Source organism: Ensifer sp. ENS09 (genome assembly GCF_014852425.1).
In the GTDB taxonomy this organism is placed as follows: Bacteria; Pseudomonadota; Alphaproteobacteria; order Rhizobiales; family Rhizobiaceae; genus Ensifer.
Genome location: NZ_JACVBP010000003.1, coordinates 919,391 through 938,148, shown reverse-complemented (window position 1 = coordinate 938,148; position 18,758 = coordinate 919,391). Strand labels below are relative to the sequence as shown.

The following is an 18,758-nucleotide window of genomic DNA, read 5'->3' as shown; positions in this document are numbered from 1 at the left end:
CGTTAGAACAGCAACTCGCCTATGGAGAGCCTGCGAAGCGCCAGGCAGACATTGGCGACCAGCGCCTCCTTTTTGGGGCCACGATCCGGGTAGCGGGTCATGTTGTCGCCATTGTGCATGAAGACATAACCTCCTCGCCCCGTCGTCGTCGGATACTGCCACGGCCAGTCCGCAGGCTTCGGGTCGCCCTCCGGTCCGACATCGGTCAGCCAGATCGCTCCGGGGGGCGGATCGCTCCAACCTCTCGCATATTGCCCGAATATGCCTTCCGAGCCATCGAAGTCGCCACCGAGATCGGCAAAGATGCCGAACCGGTCGTTGCGCACCCGTACCTTGATGTTGGTGAACGGGCGTGGCGAGACCGCATGGAAGGGGGCCATGAACGGCAGCCATGGCTGGCACGGCTCGGCGCAGATGACGAGGTTTCCGCCACGGGCGAGGAACGCAAGGAGATCGTCGGACCGGCTTTTCAGGAAGAACTCGTCGTGGCTGCTCGGAACATAGAGCGTGTCCGTCTTTTCCAGGAGTTCGGGCCCGAGTTCGTAAAGCGGCGAAAACGAGGTCTCAAAACCGGCACGTTCGAGACTTTCTCGATCCAGGCGGGATGCCACTCCGAGGGCACATGCGAGCACTGCAGGTAGGTGAAGCGATTGTTCGACGGGCGCTTAATGCCGAGTTCACGGTTGAGCCAGGGATAGAAGGACTGAAGGAGCGGCAGTTTCCCGGCGTCCATTCAAGGCCAGGAATCTCGAGCCAGTCGGCATGCCCCTGCAGACTGACGACGAGAACGCCGCCACCCTTCAGATAGGCATTCAGCTGCTGTCGGTGCGGGACCGGCACGGCTGCATCCATCGCATCCGGCATGATGACCGCGGCGTAGGTCGAAAGGTCGAACCGAGGCAGGTCGTGGATATAGATGAGGTCGTCGATATAGTGGTTGAAGTCCTGGAAGCTTCGCAGCTGCCAACTGTTGCCCCAGTGGATGTAGGCGATCCGCTTTGCGGCGTTGGGCGTCACGTTGCCGGAAGCATCTCGGCATAGATGCCGCTGGTGAAGTATCGCACCAGCGAATCCTTGTTCATGCCGACGATGCGATCGGCCTTTCCGTCCACGGCACGATAGATGATCGGCGCCGAACGGACGATCGTCACGACACGTTCCGGCGGTTTTGCGAACGTGATCGTCTTGCCGCGATGATTGAGGAAGGCCGGAAGGTCCGGGCCAACTTCGTTTTCATGAGTATGCCAGTCAAGTTATAGCCACATGTCCAGCGCCCTGTAGATTTTTAGGGTTGGCGTCGCCTCGGAAGCGCTCCTCCTGAAATCAGTCAGAGCACTCTCAGCATGCCCCCGAGGCCTTCGTCGATTGACCCAAGATGGCGCGCGACCGGCAGCTCCTTCACGTCTTTTTAACCATGACTCGTGAAACTGAGCCCATCCGGAGGCATGATGCCGACGTTCGTCTGGGGTAAAAGTGCATGCGTAAGCCGCAAGATCAGAAGCTGTCCTCCGGTGCGACCATTTCGGAGCCCGGCTACGTCGTCTCCCGCCGCGCCCTGCTTTCGAACCTCGGTATCATGACGCTGCTGGGTGCGTCCGGGTGCTCGCAGGCCCTCGAACTCCCATCGCTCGAGCCGTCCGGTCGTATGTCGCCTATGGGTGTTGACACCATGTCGACAGGGGCAATTCCACCGATCAGCGTCGACAGCAACATCACCGACAACAGCACGATGTATGCGTCGCTGGCCGACAACGGCTTCGTCATCCCGGCCATTCCGTTCCAGAAGGTCAAACCGGAATTCCGTCGTCAGATCGTTCGCGATCCCACCGGTGAGGCGCCGGGCACAATCGTGGTGCGGCTCAATGAGCGGCATCTCTATTGGGTGCAGGACGGTGGCGAAGCGGTCCGCTACGGTGTCGGCATCGGCAAGGCCGGCTTCGAGTGGAGCGGCCGTGCGGAGATCCAGTACACGAAGGTGTGGCCGACCTGGACGCCGCCCAGGGAGATGATCGCGCGCAAGCCTGAGCTGGTGAAATGGACGAACGGCCAGCCGGGTGGCCTCGACAACCCACTCGGAGCCCGGGCACATTACATCTTCAAGGACGGCCAGGACACCGGCTATCGCGTGCACGGCTCACCGGAATGGTGGACCATCGGCACGCAGGCGTCTTCCGGTTGCGTGCGCATGATGAACCAGGACGTCGTCGATTTGTACAACCGGGTCAAGGCGTCGCCGATTAAAGTCCCGATTGTGGTGGCATAAGGCGATACGCCGCGTGAAACAGGGGCTGAGAGCGACGACGGCTCAAACGCTCGACCTGACGCGCCGGACCACGCCTCCTCGACGGGCTGATCGCGTGCGAAATGGAACGAAAAAGACTCGGCGGGAAAGATACGGCTCCTTCATCGCATCTGCACAGTTGAGCCACGGCGCCCATCATTTAAGATACAAGGTCGGCGGGCCGGTCTGATCGACGTCACGGCGCGACCGACAGCTGGATCATGCCGCGACATGCCGTCACCAATTACGATTAGAGCCGCCCGACAGGATGACATGCCCGTGCTTGGCGCGTTTGGCACGCAACTGACGGCACTCCATCATCAATGGGACCCCACGCGCTTCATCGCGGCGGGAGCCGGCACGAAGGCTTCCTATGGCCGATGGCTGCACAGTCAGCTTGAAGAGCCGGATGTCGTGGTCCTCACAGCCGAGCAGGAAAATGCAATCGTCGGATATGCCTATGCCTCTCGCGAGGGATACGACTACATGGCACTCCGAGGACCGGCCGGCGTCATTCACGACCTTTTCGTGGATCCCGAACGTCGCAACCAAGGCATCGGCCGCATGTTGCTCGACGCGGCCGTTGCAGAGTTGCGAAAGCGAGGGGCCGGCCTGGTCGTGCTTTCCACGGCGCACAGGAACGAGGCAGCGCAAAGGCTGTTCGCAACCGCAGGCTTTCGTCCGACTATGGTCGAGATGGCGCTGGACGATAAGGCTTGATCAGGCGGCATCTGCTCGCGGTTTGGGCAAGCCGACCTCCTCAACTCGACCTCCGAACGACCGAACGTAAAAGGAATGCGAAAGCCCGTTCGCTTGCGGCTGACTGGAAAAAGGGGCGCGCGTCCTGGGCACCAGAACATCGACAGTGAGGAGCGTCGGTCGCTTCGGAACCGATCGCACTGTGCTTCCGTTTCTCCTGCGCATCGACGACGGTTGTCGCTGGCTCCAACGCCTTCAGGGCAAATTCCTGCTGCCAGGCGTGGTCGGCGGCACCCCCTTCCAGGTAGGAGCCCCTATGCGCATCGCCTTCCTTGTCAACGCGATCGAGACCGAAAAGCCTTCCTATACGACAACGTCGTTGGCGCTTGCCGCGCTCGCTCGCGGCCACGACGTGCTCTATGTAACGCCGGGTGATTTCATCCTTGGCCCCGACGACGCATTAATGATCCGCGCAGCAAATCTTGGTGACGCGCGCCCCAAGAAATCCGAAACACTGCTGCGTGCTCTGATCGCTCCCGCACAGCAAAGAAACCTTGTCAATGTCGAGGAGGTGGATGTCCTGTTCTTACGGAACGACCCCTCGCTGGATGCCGATAGTCGCCCCTGGGCAGCGCATGCCGGCGCGAATTTCGGTCGGCTGGCCGCTGAGCGAGGCACGATCGTCGTCAACGACCCCTGTGGTCTGGCCCTGGCGCAAGACAAACTCTATTTCCAGGATTTCCCGGCCATCGTTCGTCCGACCACTTTGATTTCCAAGGACATAGAGGAGATCAGAACGTTTATCGACGACCATTCGGACGGTGTGATCATCAAACCGCTGCAGGGATCCGGCGGAAAGAACGTTTTTCGGGTTGGAAGCAGCACCGAGTCCAATCTCAATCAAATCATCGATGCCGTCGGTGAGGTCGGCTATCTCATTGCGCAGTGTTACCTTCCAAAAGCGTCCGAAGGCGATACCCGATTGTTTCTCATGAACGGACGCCCCTTGCAGCGTGGCGACGTATACGCTGCATTCAGGCGCGTCCCCGCGAAGGGCGACGTGCGTTCCAACATCCACGCGCGCGGGACCCCAAAACGGGCGCAGGTCACAAAGGAAATGTTGGCGATCGCCGAGACCCTGCGCCCCAAGCTTGTCGAAGATGGCATGTTTTTGGTCGGCCTCGACATCGTCGGCGACAAGCTGCTCGAGATAAACGTGTTCACGCCCGGCGGTCTCCAGACCATTCGTGAACTCTACGACGTCGACTTCTGCGAAGACATCCTTGCCTCGCTGGAAAACAAAGTTGCGACCAGGAAGACCTACAGCGGATCTTTGAGCAACCGTATCCTGTCGACCCACTAGGACTTTGCCGAGGAATTCTGGGCGCATGATCCACGCCAAAGCGCAATTGACGGGCTATTTTGCCGGCGGCTAGCTGTGACTGCCCCGGAGGTAGTCGCGACCGGATGGCTGCATTGACCAAAATCGTACCCGGGGCGTCGGAACCGATGGCGCCGTGCTCGGTTTCTCCTTCATACGCCAAAGGAGATGAAAGCGATGGCCAAAGACGACGATCTGAAAGCGGGCTTTACAGGCACACCCGAAGAACCCCTTGCCGGTATGCGCAAAGCTGCACAGACAGCCAGCGACGCAGTGAAGAGGGAAACGACCGCCGTGGCGACCGCCGCGGCACAACATCCTCACACCGCGACCACCCTCAGCTTGCTGATCGGCGCCCTCGCCTTTACCATCGGCTACGTCGTGGGACGATCATCGGTCGACACCGGGCGGGGATACTGGCGATAAACCGGCCAGCCGGCGAGGCTGATGTTTCGCCGGCGCCTCTCAAATCACGATAACTTCCTCCTTACCATGAATTTAGGCGACGCTAATATCCATTGACTACAGCGTGCACTGTGCAAAGCTGAAAGCTCTCGATTGTGCCACGACGCTGCAGGGATCCTTCATGTTTTTGGTCCGCACCGATCTCGATGTCGCCGTCACGCGATGGCGCGAGATCATCTTGACGTCCTTGCCGTGGGACCGACTTGGCGGCTACGTCGCATTGCGCAAACATGATTTGACCATCGAACTTCACGACCTCGATGAGGATAGCGATCTGCTCGTCTTTGCAACCGATGGTGAAGCTCTGGTCAGCCGGTTCCGTTCAGCCTATCCCTTTGTGGTGACATACGGCAGGAATCCCGGCTACCCGCTTGAATATCTGGTCTGGCTTTCATTCCACATGCAAGCGAACTTCGATCGGTTGGGCGCCCTGGAGATGAGCGCGACTTACGAGGACGAAGAGGGCGACATCGAAAGCATGTCTGCCGTGGCCATGGGCTTCTCACGTCAGGCCGACCTTGAAGACTTTATTGCGCGGTTCGACGGCAAGGACCTAAGCCATGACCTGTTGTTCGGCTACGACGCATACCTGTCGGAGGTGGGAGCGAAAGTCGACTGAGGCCGCGCCTCTTTTTCCGCCCCACTTACTCCTATTGCGAACCAAGCTGGTTTTCGGGCCCTTCCGGTCGGCCAGGGCCAAGGGAGATTGGTTGGCCTGCCTGTCTCGCGCCAGTGTTACGAAACTTTCATTTTATCATCATGCAGATTGTCACGGACTGTCACACGCAACTGTTAGCAAGCGCCCCGGCTTCATCGTGCCACCGATCCTGGTGTCCGCCATCCTGCAAGGAGCGTTTTGCAAATGAGAGTCTCCGTGACTACTTCCGTATTCCTCGGCCTGATGGCGAGCGTCGCGTTCGGCACGTCGGCCGCGGCCGCCGAAAAGACGAAATTCGAATTCTGGTACGGCCTTTCGGGCGACCTTGGCGAACGCGTCCAGGATGCCTGCAAGAAGTTCAACGACAGCCAGTCGGAATTCGAGATCGTCTGCACCTCGCAAAACGGTTACGACACGACCCTGCAGAACACGATTGCCGCCTACCGCGCCAAGAAGCAGCCGGCGATCACCCAGATCTATGATGCCGGCACGCTCGACATGATGCTGTCCGGTGCCTTCGTGCCCGCCAAGAAGCTGATGGCCGACAACGGCTATACGATCGACTGGAACAACTATTTCGGCGGCATCGCCAATTACTACGCCACAGCAAAGGGCGAACTGAACTCCTTCCCGTTCAACTCCTCCACCGCGATGTTCTACTACAACGGCGACGCCTTCCAGAAGGCCGGCATCGAATTCAAGCCGGACACCTGGGAGCAGGTCGAGGAAGCGGCCCGCAAGCTGAAGACGGCCGGTTTCGAATGCCCGCTGGCGTTCAACTTCGACACCTGGCCGCTGATGGAGCAGTTCTCGGCCATCCATAACCAGCCGATCGCCACCCAGGCGAATGGTTACAATGGCCTCAACGCCGAGCTTGTCGTCAACAAGACCAAGTTCGTCGACCATGTGAAGTTCTTCAGGAAAATGGCCGACGAGAAGCTCTTCGTCGTCAAGACCAAGCAGCTCGGCATGGACATCGTCCCGGCCTTCACCTCCCAGACCTGCCAGATGATCCAGACCTCGGTCGCCGACCACGGCACCATCGGCAAGACCCTTCCTGAGGGTGTGAAGTGGGAAGTCGCCATGTTGCCGGTGTGGAAGGGCACCGAGCGGCAGAACTCGCTCGTCGGCGGCGCCTCGCTTTGGGTGCTCGCCGGTCGCCCGGAAGCCGAATACAAGGGCGCGGCCGCCTTCCTCAACTACCTTGCGACGCCGGAAATGGCCGAATGGTGGTCGACGGTGACGGGCTACATCCCGGTGACCAAGACCGGTTTCGACGCCATGAAGGCGAATGGCTTCTATGACAAGGCTCCCTACAAGGGCCGCGAACTCGCCATCCAGAGCCTGTCCTTCACCCCGACCTCGGAAAACACCCGCGGCATTCGCCTCGGCGGCTTCACGCAGATCCGCAAGGAATTCGCAACCGCCCTCGAAGCGATCTTCATGCAGAACGCAGACGTACAGGCCGAGCTCGACAAGACGGTCGAACGCGGCAACGCCGTTCTGCGCCGCTTCGAGAAGACCTACGCCGGACAGACGCTGAACTAAGATCCGATCCGCCCGGAGCCTGCCGCGATATCGGCGGGCTCCGATCGCTCTTCTTGCGCATTGGAATTTCGACATATGGACAAGCGCGCGGCCTTTCGCAGCTGGTGGCTACCGAGCCTATTCGCCCTGCCGCAGATCATTTTGATCCTGCTCTTCTTCTACTGGCCAGCGGTCGCCGTGTTGCGATGGGCCTTCACGCTGGAGCCGCCGTTCGGCGGGGCGGCAGAGTTCGTCGGCTTGGCAAACTTCCAGGAAGTGTTTGCCGATCCGCTCTATTGGAACTCGGTCGGCGTCAGCCTGGCATTTGCCCTTTGCGGCACGCTTGCCACCATTTTCATCGGCCTTGTCCTTGCCCTTGCGGTCGACCGGCAACTGCCGGGTTCGGCGCCGTTCCGGTTCCTCTACATTCTGCCCTATGCGATTGCCGGGCCTGCAGCCGGCATGGCCTTCCGCTTCATCCTGTCGCCGGAGCGCGGGCTGATGGCATCGGTCAACGCCGCCTTTCCTGACTTCTGGAACCCGGCCAAATACGGCAGCCACGCCCTCATCCTCGTCATCGTCGTCTTTGCCTGGAAATGGGCGGGCTATACCTTCATCTTCCTGCTAGCCGGCCTGCAGTCGGTTCCGCGTTCGCTGATCGAGGCGGCCGCGATGGACGGCTGCGGCCCGATCCGCCGCGCGGTCGATATCCAGATCCCGTTGTTGGCGCCAACGCTCTTCTTCCTGCTGGTCATCATGATGACCGAGGGTTTCGTCGGCGCCGACACCTACGGCATCGTCGCCCGCACGACCGATGGCGGCCCGAACCACGGCACCGACGTGATGGTCTACCGCATCGTCGAGGAGGCGTTCCGCGGCCTGAACTACTCCGGTGCGTCAGCCCAGAGCCTCGTGCTCATCGGCCTCATCATGATTTTCACCTTCATCCAGTTCCGCTTCATCGAGCGCCAGGTCCATTACAAGTGAGGCTCCCATGATCCAGCGGACACCCTTTGCCAACGCCCTGACCTATGGCGTGATGATCTTCGGCTTCCTGCTCTTGATCGGTCCCTTCATCGTCATCGTGTCGGGCGCCAGCCAGACTTTCCAGCAGGTCAACGCCATACCCTTCAGCTTCGTGCCGCAGGATCGCCTGTTGGAGAACATGGGTGCGGCCTGGTCGCGCGCCAGTCTCGGAACGGCGATGCTGAACAGCTTCGTTATGGCAAGCCTCGTCACGGTCGGCAAAGTGGCGCTGTCGGCGCTAACGGCCTTTGCCATCGTGTTCTTCCGAACACCCTTGAAAGGCTTCTTCTTCTGGATGGTGTTCATCACCCTGATGCTGCCGCTCGAAGTACGTGTGGTGCCGACCTATGCCGTCGCCGCCGACCTGTTCCAGCCGATCCGCTTGCTGATTTCCGCCATCACCGGCTTCGAGGTCTCCGTCGATTGGAACCTTCTCAATTCCTATGCCGGCCTCACTTTGCCGCTGATCGCCACGGCGACCGGAACCTTCCTCTATCGCCAGTTCTACCTGACCCTGCCGGACGAACTGGCGGAGGCTGCGCGCATGGACGGGTCGGGCGCGATCCGTTTCTTCATCGATATGCTGCTTCCGCTCTCGCGCACCAACATGCTGGCACTGACGACGATCATGTTCGTCTACGGCTGGAACCAGTATCTCTGGCCGCTCCTGATGGTGACGGACCCGCAATACAAGACCACGATGATGTCGCTGGTAGCGCTCCTGCCCACCGACAACGGCACGCCGGACTGGAATGTGACGCTCGCCGGATCACTGATCATCATGCTGCCACCGCTCGTCGTCGTCGCCGTCTTACAGCGGTGGTTCGTCCGCGGCCTCGTGGCCACGGAAAAATGACCCCGCTTTCCCCAATCAGAACAGACAAAGAGGTCCGCGCTCATGGCTGACATCGCAATTCGCGCCGTGCGTAAATCCTACGGCAAGAACCCCACCCTGCATGGCATCGACCTCGCTTTCGCATCCGGAGAATTCGTCGTGATCCTCGGCCCGTCCGGCTGCGGGAAATCGACGCTTCTGCGGATGATCGCGGGGCTTGAGGAGATCACCGCGGGTGAGATCGCGATCAACGGAAAAGTTGTGAACAAGCTCGAACCGCGCGAACGCGGCTGCGCCATGGTGTTCCAGAACTACGCCCTCTACCCGCACATGACCGTTGCAGGAAACATCGGCTACGCGCTGAAGGTGGCGGGCGTCGCAAAGGCGGAGCGGCTCCGCCGGATCGAGGAAACGGCCAAGATCGTCGGGCTTTCCGACTATCTCGATCGCAAGCCGGCCGCCCTTTCCGGTGGCCAGCGGCAGCGCGTCGCCATGGCGCGCGCGATCATTCGCGAGCCGAACGTGTTCCTGTTCGACGAGCCGCTGTCGAACCTGGACGCCAAGCTCCGCGTCACCATGCGGGCCGAAATCCGCAAGCTGCATCAGCGTCTCGCAGCAACGTCTGTCTTCGTCACACACGACCAGGTGGAAGCAATGACGCTGGCTGACAAGCTCGTGGTGATGAACAAGGGCGTGGTCGAGCAGGTGGGCCAGCCGCTCGACATCTATCACCGGCCGGCAAGCGTCTTCGTCGCATCCTTCATCGGCTCACCGGCGATGAACCTGTTCGAAGCCACCGTCGATGTTGAAAATGCTTGCCTCACATTCGGCGGCACGAAGATGCCGATCAACAAGGGCCTTGCCACGCGACTGGGCGCAAGACAGATCACCGTCGGCATTCGCCCGGAACAATGCGTCGTTGCGCCGGACGGCGTCTCGATCAAGGTGGATTTCATCGAGGAACTCGGCTCCGGCCGCGTCATTCACTCGGACCTGAACGGCTATCCTTTCGCCGCCGCCGTCGACGAGCATCTGCGCGTGCGGTCGGGTGATCGCGTTACCCTGAAGCTGCCGCTCGCGCACCTCCACCTCTTCGACAAGGAAACCGGTCGCCGGATCGAGATCGATCTGGAGCCGCGCGCCGTGAGCAGTCCCGCCAGCCAACCGACACTCCAAGCAGTCTGAACACTTCCATAGATCAGGAGAACCGTAATGAACGACATCATTTCCGCCGTGGGATTCTGCAACCGGACAGGCAAGGGCGATCTTTCGAGCCTTGACGCCTCGCTCCGTGAAGTTGCCGAGACGGGCGCCGACGCCTGCGAGATCGGGATCTATGGCGAAGAGATCGTCAGCGGCGGTCGTATCATCGAAGACCGTGTCCAGCGCGTCGCCGAGATCACCAAGAAGTACACGTTCAACAAGCTGTCGCTGCACGGCCAGATCGTCTCCAATTTCATGGATCGCCAGCACCACCATCTGCAGAAGAAGGTCGTAAGGACGATGCTTGAACTCTGCGACCGGCTTGGCGCAGGGATCCTCGTCCACCACTCCGGCGCAGCACAGCTTGCCGCCGGCGAGAACGCCGCGGATCTCGACAAGATGGAACGCGACGCTCTTGCGGAGATGGCGGACGTCGCAAAAGGTTACGGCGTTCGCATCGCACTTGAGAACATCTTCACCACGGAAAGCGGCCAATACCGGCAGACGCCGAGCCAGGTTGCCGAAACGGTGCGGGCGATCGGTTCCGACAACGTCGTCGCGCTCATCGACTTCTCGCATGCCTATATCGAGGCCACGCATCGCGGGCTCGATTTCCGCGACGAACTCAGGGCCATGGCCCCGGTGACCGGTCACCTGCATGTGCACGACAGCTTCGGCCTGCCCTATACCATGAACCGCTTTTATCATCCGGCAGAAGCGACTGCGCTCGGCATCGGTGACCTGCATCTGCCGATCGGCTGGGGCGACATTGCCTGGGATGAGATCTTCTCTGAGCTGACCTTCCTTCCGGATACGACGCTGATCTTGGAAATTGGCGCCGAGCGCTTTGCCGATCAGCAGCCGGCGTGCCTGGAGCAAGCCAGGCGTCTGGCGGCGGGCGTAACGCTTCGGCGCGCTGCTTAACGCGCCACCGACTGCCTCACGCAACGACACCGGCAGGATCAAAAATTACCGAGGCGCGCGATCCACAAGATCGTGCGCCTCAACTTGGGCCCCACGCCGTGCTTCTGGTCTACGCCTCTCGGCCGCCCGGCATCGCCAGCGACTGGGTCATATCGATGATGTCGTCTCCTGGCGTTGACGTGAGCGGGGACCGAAGCTTCTTCCTTCGGCTTTTTTGGCGGTCGACCACGCAACCTTTTTCATGCGAGGAACAGAACCGGCGACCAGTGTCTCGATCGCCGGCTCAACCGTCTCACCGGTCGCGCGGTGAACGAGAGGGGGACTAGCGCGTCTTCCTGTCGAGATCCACGCCTTCAAGCTTCGCCACCAGCATGGCGCGATCCTCAACGGACCTGAGGCGGACAGTCAAGGCGGTACTCTTGACCGGAACCTGCGGGGGAAGGGACAAGGCGATCCCTGGGATGTTCTCGGCGGCCCACTGTTTGAATCGGGGCAGCTTGTTTGCGCCGCTGATCGGCAAAGTATGACTGTATCTGAAGCTCATCGCTTGTTCTCTCTGTATGCGGATTTGGCCGGATAGGTCGGCCTTTGAGATCAATGCTCGGGAGGGTCCTGGCGCCGCTCTTGCCGTCGCAGGTAGTGGCGCCAGGCGATTAGCGTGCGCGACTGACCCTATGGTTGCAGACGGACTTGACTGGTCGCCGCCACTTTTCGAGGTGCGAGAACGTCGACACGGGCCTAACGCCTCAACATGAGGATCTCGTCGAGCGAGGATTTCTTCCCGGCGACCCCGGTCGGTGCTTCCAAACATTCAGACGCGGCATCCAGGGTGCGCACGAACTCAGAAAGTTCGCGGTCATCAAGCGTGTCCGCCGCCGCTGCGAGCGAAAACCACCGCCGCTGCCTTTGTGCTTTTTCCCGCCAATCAACCAGCGTCCCGCGCACGTTCAGTCCGAACACCGCCACGCGGCAGACAACGCTTGCGCCGTTGTCCAGTTGTTTCATGTAGCGATAGGTCGTCACCGGCGCCTTGGAGAGGACACCGATGACACCGCCCTCCTCCAATGCTTCCCGCGATGCGGTCTGACGGGGCGCAAGGCCCTTCATTGGCCATCCCTTGGGCACGATCCACCGCCCGCTCCTGCGCGACGTGACGAGCAATATCCTTGCCTCGCCATTCCTGGCGATGCGCCAGGGAAGAGCTCCGACCTGCTGCATCTCTTCCGGTGCGGCCTCCGCAGCGGCGCAAGTGTTCCTGGTGTCCGTCATTTTCCGCTCCCTTTGCCAAACGCGCAGAGAGCCGGCAGACGCGCACTCCGTTCGCGCGCGGCGCACGCGTTGCGGCGGGCGGCGGCGCAGTGCGTCTTGCACCACGGGCAACGGCGAGCAGAAAGGGGAAGATGCCGGTTGCAAACGATGCAAACGGGGCGAGTTGGAGACGCGGGCACGGGTACACTCCGTCAATCATGAACCGCACTGTTGGTCAGTGGATTCCCGGAGCGGCGGGGGCTGTGGCGGCGTTACAGGATCAGGGCAGCCGGCTCCGGGTAAGGGAGCGTGCTTGATCGATGAGCCGCGATATCCTGATGAAAGTTTCCGTATCCATACCCCTCACATCGCCCTTTCCTTCCAGCACATCAATGGGCAATTTTGTCGCGCCGTGAACCTGATGGGCTGGATGTTCGACGACGTCGCCACCATCGTCTTGACGATGAGCAGAAAGGATCTCGTCGCGGGCCGGTTCGATGCCGTCGGGGTCCAGGTTTCCAACCAGAGTGTCATCCCGCCCCAGCCGGAACTGGGCCGAAATAAACGCCTCAGCCTTGGCGTCGGCGCGCTACAGTCCCGATAGCTCCTTGAGGCTTTTCTCGACGATATCGAACATCTCGTCGACCTGCGCCTTGGTGATGATCATGGGCGGGCAGAAGGCGATCGCGTCGCCGATGTTGCGGGAGATCAATCCGTTCTTCTGCAACAGAGCTGCGGCCCGAGCGCCCATCGTCCCCGTCGGCGCGCCGTCGGCGGCCTCCAGCTCCAGGGCTCCGATCAGCCCGACACCGCGCGCTTCGACTGCAAGGGGGTGCCGCTCCAGTGCGTTGAGGCGCTCGAGAAAATGTGGTGCCAGCCGGCGCACGTTTCCGACGAGATCGCGCTCCTCGATGATCGCCAGGTTCTCCAGCGAAACCGCAGCGGCGACGGGATGGCCGCTTGCGGTGTAACCATGGCCGAGTGTGCCGATCCGGTCTGCCTCGGATGCAATAGGCTCGTAGACGCGCGCGTTGATCATCAGCGCCGAGATCGGCTGATAGGACGAGGAGAGCTGCTTGGAGACCGTCATGATATCGGGACGCAGCCCAAAGGTTTCCGAGCCGAACATGTTGCCGGTGCGGCCGAACCCGCAGATCACCTCGTCGGCGATGAGCAGAATATCGTAGCGGTCGAGCACTTCCTGGATGGCCGCCCAGTAGCCTTCCGGCGGTACGATGACGCCTCCCGCCCCCATCACCGGCTCGCCGATGAAGGCGGCAATCGTATCCGGCCCCTCCTCCAGGATCATGGCCTCCAGTTCCTCGGCGCAGCAACGCGAGAAGGCAAGCTCGTCCTGTCCCGGTTCCGCACCCGTGCGATAGTGCGGGCAGGTCGTGTGCAGGATGTTGGGAAACGGCAGATCAAAGGAACGATGATTGTTGGGCAGGCCGGTCAGGCTCGCACTCAGCGCCGTCACGCCGTGATAGCCCTTGATCCGAGAGATGATCTTCTTCTTCTCGGGTTTGCCGAGCGCGTTGGAACGATACCAGACGAGCTTGATCGCCGTGTCGTTCGCCTCCGAACCGGAATTGGCAAAATAGGCCTTGGACATCGGCACTGGCGCAAGAGACACCAGCTTCTCCGCGAGATCGGCGACCGGGCCGTGCGATTTCTGCGAGAAGGTATGGTAGTAGGGCAACTGGCTCAGCTGTTTGCGTGCGGCCTCGACGAGCCGCTTCTCGCCGAAGCCGACGGCGACACTCCACAGCCCCGCCATGCCCTCGATATAGCGCTTGCCGCTGTTGTCGAAAACGTGGATGCCCTCCCCGCGTTCGATCACCATCGGCCCTTCACGCTCCAGACGTCGGGGATTGGTATAGGAATGGAGGTGGTACGCCATGTCCCGCGCTTCGGTGGAATTTGGCTGTGCGGTCATTGGCGTCTCCCTGCTGCAATTTCAAAGCGTGATATCATAAGTAATCCAATCGGTACGCGACGCGACCCGGTCATAGAGCGTTCGTGCACGATAATTGTTGTCGCGCGTGATCCAACGGATTGAGTTCCAGCCGCGTTCGCGCCCGATGTCGGCAACCGCACGGATCAGCGTGGCGGCAGCGCCGCTCCCGCGCGCCTCAGGTGCAACGAACAGATCGTCGAGAAAGCCGCCGCGCGCCGCGAATAACGGCCGAATGTATTCGCGAAAGTGCGTCAGGCCGATCGCGCGGCCAGCGCCGTCGAGCGCAAGGCGGCATTCGAGCCGGCCGTCCTTGATCCAGCCCCACACCCGATCGCGCATCTCGTCGGTCTGTTCGACGCCGTAATAGCTGGCAAACCCCGCATGCAGTTCGTTCCACGCGGACCTGTCGCCCTCAGTTACGGCGACGATCGTGATATCACCCATTGTTACCCCCGACCCCGGGTGGGCGAGCCACCCACCCTCCAGGCATTTTTGACGCTACTGCCAGCCGGCCGCCGAACGCTTGCGATACATCTCCCGGAACTGGGCTGTGGAGACCGGCAGCAGATCGCCGCTGTCCCAGTCGAGGATGACCGCATAGCGGCGCACGGCGTCCAAGGCATCGATCTCGCCGGCCTTGAACCGCCTGGAGACATCCTGCGGGTCAGCCGCCAGCCAATCGTTGCGTTCCGCCCGGATCCGCCGGCGCAAGGCAACGGTCGCATCCTTGTCGATCTCAAAGACGCAGATTTCCGGATCGATCGGTTGAATGACGACGCCATAGTCCTTGGCAGCGCGTTCGACCGAGACATAGTCGTCGATGACATCCTCCAGCACCCGCTTCGGATCGCGCTCCAGCGGATCACCGAAACCACCACCGCCGGCGGTCGGACGAGAGAAGACGTCGCCTGCTTCGATCGCGACGTCCGAGAAGGTTGCGCCGAGCCACTCCTTTTGCCCGGTCGCCTCGCGCGTCAGCGTCAGACCGTGCGGTATCGAGGGCAGGCCGCCCTCGATACCCCAGACGATCGCCCGCTCGCGGTCGCAGATATAGGAAATGACCGTGCTCTCCGCCTCAAGCATGCGCGAGGTCTTCATGACACCGGCCCCCCCGCGCCACTTGCCTGGTCCGGCAGAATCCTTGAGCACCTCGAACTCGGTCGTTAGGATCGGATTTGCGCGCTCCTGCCCCTCGACCGGCTGCGCCATCAGTCCAGTGCCGAAGCAGGCGGTGGTGACATTGCAGCCGTCTTTCCCGTTGCGCCCGCCCCACCCCCCCGGCAGCCAGTCATAAAACATGAAGATCGGCTTTTCTTTCGCCCGGGCATCGCGCCCACCGGTCAGGAGATATTCGAGGTTGAAGGCGCAGGCGATCGCCCGCTCCGGAATGATCTTCGACCAGATCTCATAGATCGCATTCATGATCTTCTCGAAGGGCATCAGGAAGCCGGTGACCGCCACCGGCCATTTCGCATCGACGATGGAACCCTCCGGGGCGATAATCTCGAAGACGCGGTAAAAGCCGCTGTTGAGCGGAAGGTCCGGGAAGAAGGTTTTCATACCGGCGGCAACTGCCGAGAAGGTGGCGCCGAATGCCGAGTTGTAGATCGACCCGATCGTCGGGTGGCTACCGGTGAAATCGTAGATTACCCGATCGCCCTTGATCGTCAGCTTGACCTTGATCGGGATCATGCCCTCGCTGCCGGCCGGATCGCGGTCGATGAAGTCCTGCGTTTCCCAGGTCCCGTCCGGCAGCGCTGCAATGCGCTGGCGCATGGCGCGTTCCACATAGTCTTGCACGGCACCGAGGCCCTGCTTCACGGTGCCTTCCCCGTATTTGCCGACGAGCCGAAGGATTTCGCGCTCGCAGACCTGGGTGGCCTGCGCCTGGGCGTGGATGTCGCCAATGATCGAGGCCGGATCACGCGTGTTCGAAGCGATCAGGTTGGCGACGTCCTTGCAGAACCGGCCGCGGTCGAAGAGCCGGATCGGCGTGATGCGCATGCCCTCCTTGAACATCTCCTTCGCAGCCACGTCGAACGAGCCCGGCACGCTGCCGCCGAGGTCCGACCAGTGGCCGTTGGACTGACTGAAGGCGATGATCCGGCCGTCGACGAAAATCGGGCGGATCAGACGCACGTCGTTGAAATGCGTGCCGCCGGCATAGGGATCGTTGATGGCATAGACGTCGCCCGGATGCATGTCGCCGTCGAAGGCGCGGATGACGTCCTTGCAGGTGAAATGCAGGGTGCCGACATGCACCGCGATGTCCTGGTTTCCTTGAGCGGCCGAATTGCCTTCTGCATCATGCAGCGCGCTCGAGAAATCGCGGTTGTAGATGACGAAGGAATAGCAGGTCCTCAGTATCTGCTCTGCCATCTGGTCGACGCTGGTGATGAAGGAATTCTTCAGCACCTCGAAGGTGACGGGATCAAGGCTCTGCTGTTCAGACATTCTTCTCACCTTCGATGCGGATGATGATGTTGAGGAACTGGTCGACTTCGGCGCGTGTGTCCGGTGGAATGACGACCGTGGAATCGAGCTGTTCGACGATGGCAGGCCCGGAAAGAACGAGCCCGGCCGGCAGGGTTTCGCGCTCGTAGACCGGCGTATCCAGGCCACGTTCTCCATCGAACCAGACGATGCGCCGCGTCTTCGGCTCGGGCACGATGCCCGTCGGCTTATGGCGCGCCAGCGTCGCCTTCGGCACGACGCCGATCGCCTTCAGATTGATGCGGAAGAGGCTCACCGGCGTTTCGTCGCGGCGGAAATTATATTCGCGCTCGTGTTCGCGGTGGAAGGCTTCGACGAGCGGCGCGATCTCGGTCATGGCCGAAGGGGCTGAAACCGCGAGCGAGCGCCATTGGCCGAGATACATCATGTCGATGCTGCGCTGGAGCACCACGTCCTTTTCGGCGACACCCTCGTGTGCAAGCCGTTCTAGCGCCTCTTTTTCGAGGCGGAGGAAGGCTGCCTCGATCGCTGCGGGATCGGCATCGGCTGCCGCCTTGAGGTAGCTTTCCGAGAAGTCGTGCTGCATGTCGACAAGTAGGCAGCCGAGCGCCGAGGTCACGCCGGGATTGGGTGGCACGATCACAGCCGGGATCGAAAGCTCCCGGGCGATCGCCGCCCCGTGCAGCGCGCCGGCACCACCGAATGCGACCAGCGCAAAGTCGCGCGGATCGTAGCCACGGCTGATGGAGATCAAACGTACCGCATCGGACATGTTGGCATTGGCGACGCGGATGATCGCGTCCGCAGCCTCGTGCAGACCGAGGCCGAAGGGCGCGGCGACGCCGTCCTTGACCGCAACTTCTGCCAGTCCCGCATCAAGCGTGATCTTGCCGCCGGCCAGGCTGGTGCCCAGGCGACCGAGGACGACATTGGCGTCGGTGTTGGTCGGCTGTTTGTTGCCCTTGCCGTAACAAGCCGGGCCCGGATTGGCGCCGGCCGATTGTGGGCCGTTGCGCAACGAGCCCGCCTCATCCGTCCAGGCAAGCGATCCGCCACCGGCACCGATCGTCAGCACCTCGATCGAAGAGAAGCGGATCGGGTATCCGAATTCGATGAACCAGTCTTTGGTCACCCGCGATTGCCCGTCATAGGCAAGCGACACGTCGGTCGAGGTGCCGCCCATGTCGAGGCCGATCGAGTTTTTGAAGCCGCAAAGTTCGGCGATGTATTTGCTGGCGATCGCGCCGGCGGCGATACCGGAACCGGCAAGCCGGGCGGCAAAGTCCTCCACGCTCTTCGGCGTCATCACCCCGCCGCCTGTATGAAGCAGCAGCAGGTCGCGCTGATAACCGTCCGCGGCAAGGCGCTTGCCGAGCCTCGAGGTATAGTCGACGACGACCGGGCTCAGTGCCGCATTGGCCACCGTGGTCGAAAACCGCTCGTGTTCGAAGATCTCCGGCAGTACTTCCGACGAGGTCGAGACCGGCACGCCGGGCATCACCTCCATCAGGATCTCTTTCATCCGCCGCTCGTTCTCGCCATTCATGAAGGCGTTCATGAAGCAGACCGCGACGGCCGCGACGTTGCGGCGCTTGAGGATACGGGCGACGTCGCGGGCTTCTTTCTCGTCGAGCGGCGTCACCACTTCGCCCTGGGCATCGACGCGCTCCGAAACGACGAGCCGGTCGCGTCTTGGCACGTAGGGCGGCACGACATCCTTGTAGGTATCCCAGAGGTCTTCCTTGTTGGCGCGCCGGATTTCGATGACGTCGCGGAAGCCTTTCGTCGAGACCATCGCCGTGCGCGGCAGGCGGCGGGTGATCAGGGCGTTGGTGGCAACGGTGGTGCCGTGCGAAAACAGCGCCACCTTTTCGAGATCAATGCCGGCCTTTTCCACGCCCGACATGATGCCATCGATCGGATCGACAGAGGATGATGTCTTTTCGACGCGGATGAGGCCAGTCGTCTCGTCCATGATGCAGATGTCGGTGAAAGTGCCGCCGACATCGACCGCTACGCGAAGGTTCTGCAAGTTCCGTCTCCTGTCTCGAAAGTAGAAATTGGGCAAGGCTTCGCCATCGGCCAAAGCGACCGCTGGAA

At 61.5% G+C, this 18,758-nt stretch carries 19 protein-coding genes; 11 read left to right on the top strand and 8 right to left on the bottom strand.

All coding sequences use genetic code 11. The features are described 5' to 3' along the window. Positions 1-2 precede the first annotated feature (2 nt). Positions 3-611: a hypothetical protein gene (locus tag IB267_RS33470; protein ID WP_246810712.1), complete on the bottom strand. Its 609-nt coding sequence runs from the start codon at positions 609-611 to the stop codon at positions 3-5. A gap of 402 nt (positions 612-1,013) precedes the next feature. After that, positions 1,014-1,151 carry a hypothetical protein gene (locus tag IB267_RS19505; protein ID WP_246810711.1) on the bottom strand — a complete coding sequence of 46 codons (138 nt, stop codon included), beginning with the start codon at positions 1,149-1,151 and terminating at the stop codon, positions 1,014-1,016. 326 nt (positions 1,152-1,477) lie between these two features. Here IB267_RS19505 and IB267_RS19500 point away from each other — a divergent pair, with 326 nt between their 5' ends. The 10 genes from IB267_RS19500 (at position 1,478) to IB267_RS19455 (ending at position 10,999) form a co-directional block, all read left to right on the top strand. Beyond that, on the top strand, positions 1,478-2,263 hold the full coding sequence (locus IB267_RS19500; RefSeq protein WP_192449071.1) for a L,D-transpeptidase: 786 nt from the start codon (positions 1,478-1,480) through the stop codon (positions 2,261-2,263). Positions 2,264-2,554: 291 nt separating this feature from the next. After that, positions 2,555-3,001: a GNAT family N-acetyltransferase gene (locus tag IB267_RS19495; protein WP_246810710.1), complete on the top strand. Its 447-nt coding sequence runs from the start codon at positions 2,555-2,557 to the stop codon at positions 2,999-3,001. Positions 3,002-3,296: 295 nt separating this feature from the next. Beyond that, positions 3,297-4,343: a glutathione synthetase gene (locus IB267_RS19490; protein ID WP_192449069.1), complete on the top strand. Its 1,047-nt coding sequence runs from the start codon at positions 3,297-3,299 to the stop codon at positions 4,341-4,343. Positions 4,344-4,538: 195 nt separating this feature from the next. Further along, positions 4,539-4,787 (top strand): hypothetical protein, encoded by a 249-nt coding sequence (locus tag IB267_RS19485; protein ID WP_192449068.1) that lies wholly within the window; start codon positions 4,539-4,541, stop codon positions 4,785-4,787. Positions 4,788-4,947: 160 nt separating this feature from the next. After that, entirely contained in the window at positions 4,948-5,445 is a 498-nt protein-coding gene (locus tag IB267_RS19480) for a hypothetical protein (RefSeq protein ID WP_192449067.1), read from the top strand. A 243-nt stretch (positions 5,446-5,688) separates the two neighbouring features. Continuing rightward, positions 5,689-7,032, top strand: coding sequence for an extracellular solute-binding protein (locus tag IB267_RS19475; protein ID WP_192449066.1), 1,344 nt, complete (start codon positions 5,689-5,691; stop codon positions 7,030-7,032). 75 nt (positions 7,033-7,107) lie between these two features. Then, positions 7,108-7,998, top strand: a complete 891-nt coding sequence (locus IB267_RS19470) for a carbohydrate ABC transporter permease (protein WP_060521199.1) — start codon at positions 7,108-7,110, stop codon at positions 7,996-7,998. 7 nt (positions 7,999-8,005) lie between these two features. After that, positions 8,006-8,893, top strand: coding sequence for an ABC transporter permease subunit (locus tag IB267_RS19465; RefSeq protein ID WP_192449065.1), 888 nt, complete (start codon positions 8,006-8,008; stop codon positions 8,891-8,893). A gap of 42 nt (positions 8,894-8,935) precedes the next feature. Beyond that, complete coding sequence (locus IB267_RS19460; RefSeq protein WP_192449064.1) at positions 8,936-10,057, top strand: sn-glycerol-3-phosphate import ATP-binding protein UgpC; 1,122 nt, start codon at positions 8,936-8,938, stop codon at positions 10,055-10,057. Positions 10,058-10,084: 27 nt separating this feature from the next. Continuing rightward, complete coding sequence (locus tag IB267_RS19455) at positions 10,085-10,999, top strand: TIM barrel protein (RefSeq protein WP_192449063.1); 915 nt, start codon at positions 10,085-10,087, stop codon at positions 10,997-10,999. Positions 11,000-11,321: 322 nt separating this feature from the next. Here IB267_RS19455 and IB267_RS19450 read toward each other — a convergent pair whose 3' ends face one another. Continuing rightward, positions 11,322-11,543: a hypothetical protein gene (locus tag IB267_RS19450; protein ID WP_192449062.1), complete on the bottom strand. Its 222-nt coding sequence runs from the start codon at positions 11,541-11,543 to the stop codon at positions 11,322-11,324. 194 nt (positions 11,544-11,737) lie between these two features. Next, complete coding sequence (locus IB267_RS19445; RefSeq protein ID WP_192449061.1) at positions 11,738-12,268, bottom strand: NUDIX hydrolase; 531 nt, start codon at positions 12,266-12,268, stop codon at positions 11,738-11,740. Positions 12,269-12,560: 292 nt separating this feature from the next. Between IB267_RS19445 and IB267_RS19440 the strand changes: the two genes are divergently transcribed. After that, the gene (locus IB267_RS19440) at positions 12,561-12,851 is read left to right on the top strand and encodes a hypothetical protein (RefSeq protein WP_192449060.1); all 291 of its coding nucleotides are present in this window, start codon (positions 12,561-12,563) and stop codon (positions 12,849-12,851) included. Here IB267_RS19440 and IB267_RS19435 read toward each other — a convergent pair. Genes IB267_RS19435 through IB267_RS19420 form a run of 4 tightly spaced genes read right to left on the bottom strand, consistent with a single transcriptional unit; the run spans position 12,837 to position 18,690 of the window. Further along, positions 12,837-14,183, bottom strand: coding sequence for an aspartate aminotransferase family protein (locus IB267_RS19435; protein WP_192449059.1), 1,347 nt, complete (start codon positions 14,181-14,183; stop codon positions 12,837-12,839). The two genes, IB267_RS19440 and IB267_RS19435, sit on opposite strands and share 15 nt — an antisense overlap. A gap of 21 nt (positions 14,184-14,204) precedes the next feature. Beyond that, complete coding sequence (locus IB267_RS19430; protein ID WP_192449058.1) at positions 14,205-14,648, bottom strand: GNAT family N-acetyltransferase; 444 nt, start codon at positions 14,646-14,648, stop codon at positions 14,205-14,207. A 54-nt stretch (positions 14,649-14,702) separates the two neighbouring features. Further along, positions 14,703-16,658 (bottom strand): hydantoinase B/oxoprolinase family protein, encoded by a 1,956-nt coding sequence (locus tag IB267_RS19425; RefSeq protein ID WP_192449057.1) that lies wholly within the window; start codon positions 16,656-16,658, stop codon positions 14,703-14,705. Next, entirely contained in the window at positions 16,651-18,690 is a 2,040-nt protein-coding gene (locus IB267_RS19420; RefSeq protein WP_192449056.1) for a hydantoinase/oxoprolinase family protein, read from the bottom strand. Before IB267_RS19420 ends, IB267_RS19425 begins: the two co-directional genes overlap by 8 nt. Positions 18,691-18,758: the final 68 nt, after the last annotated feature.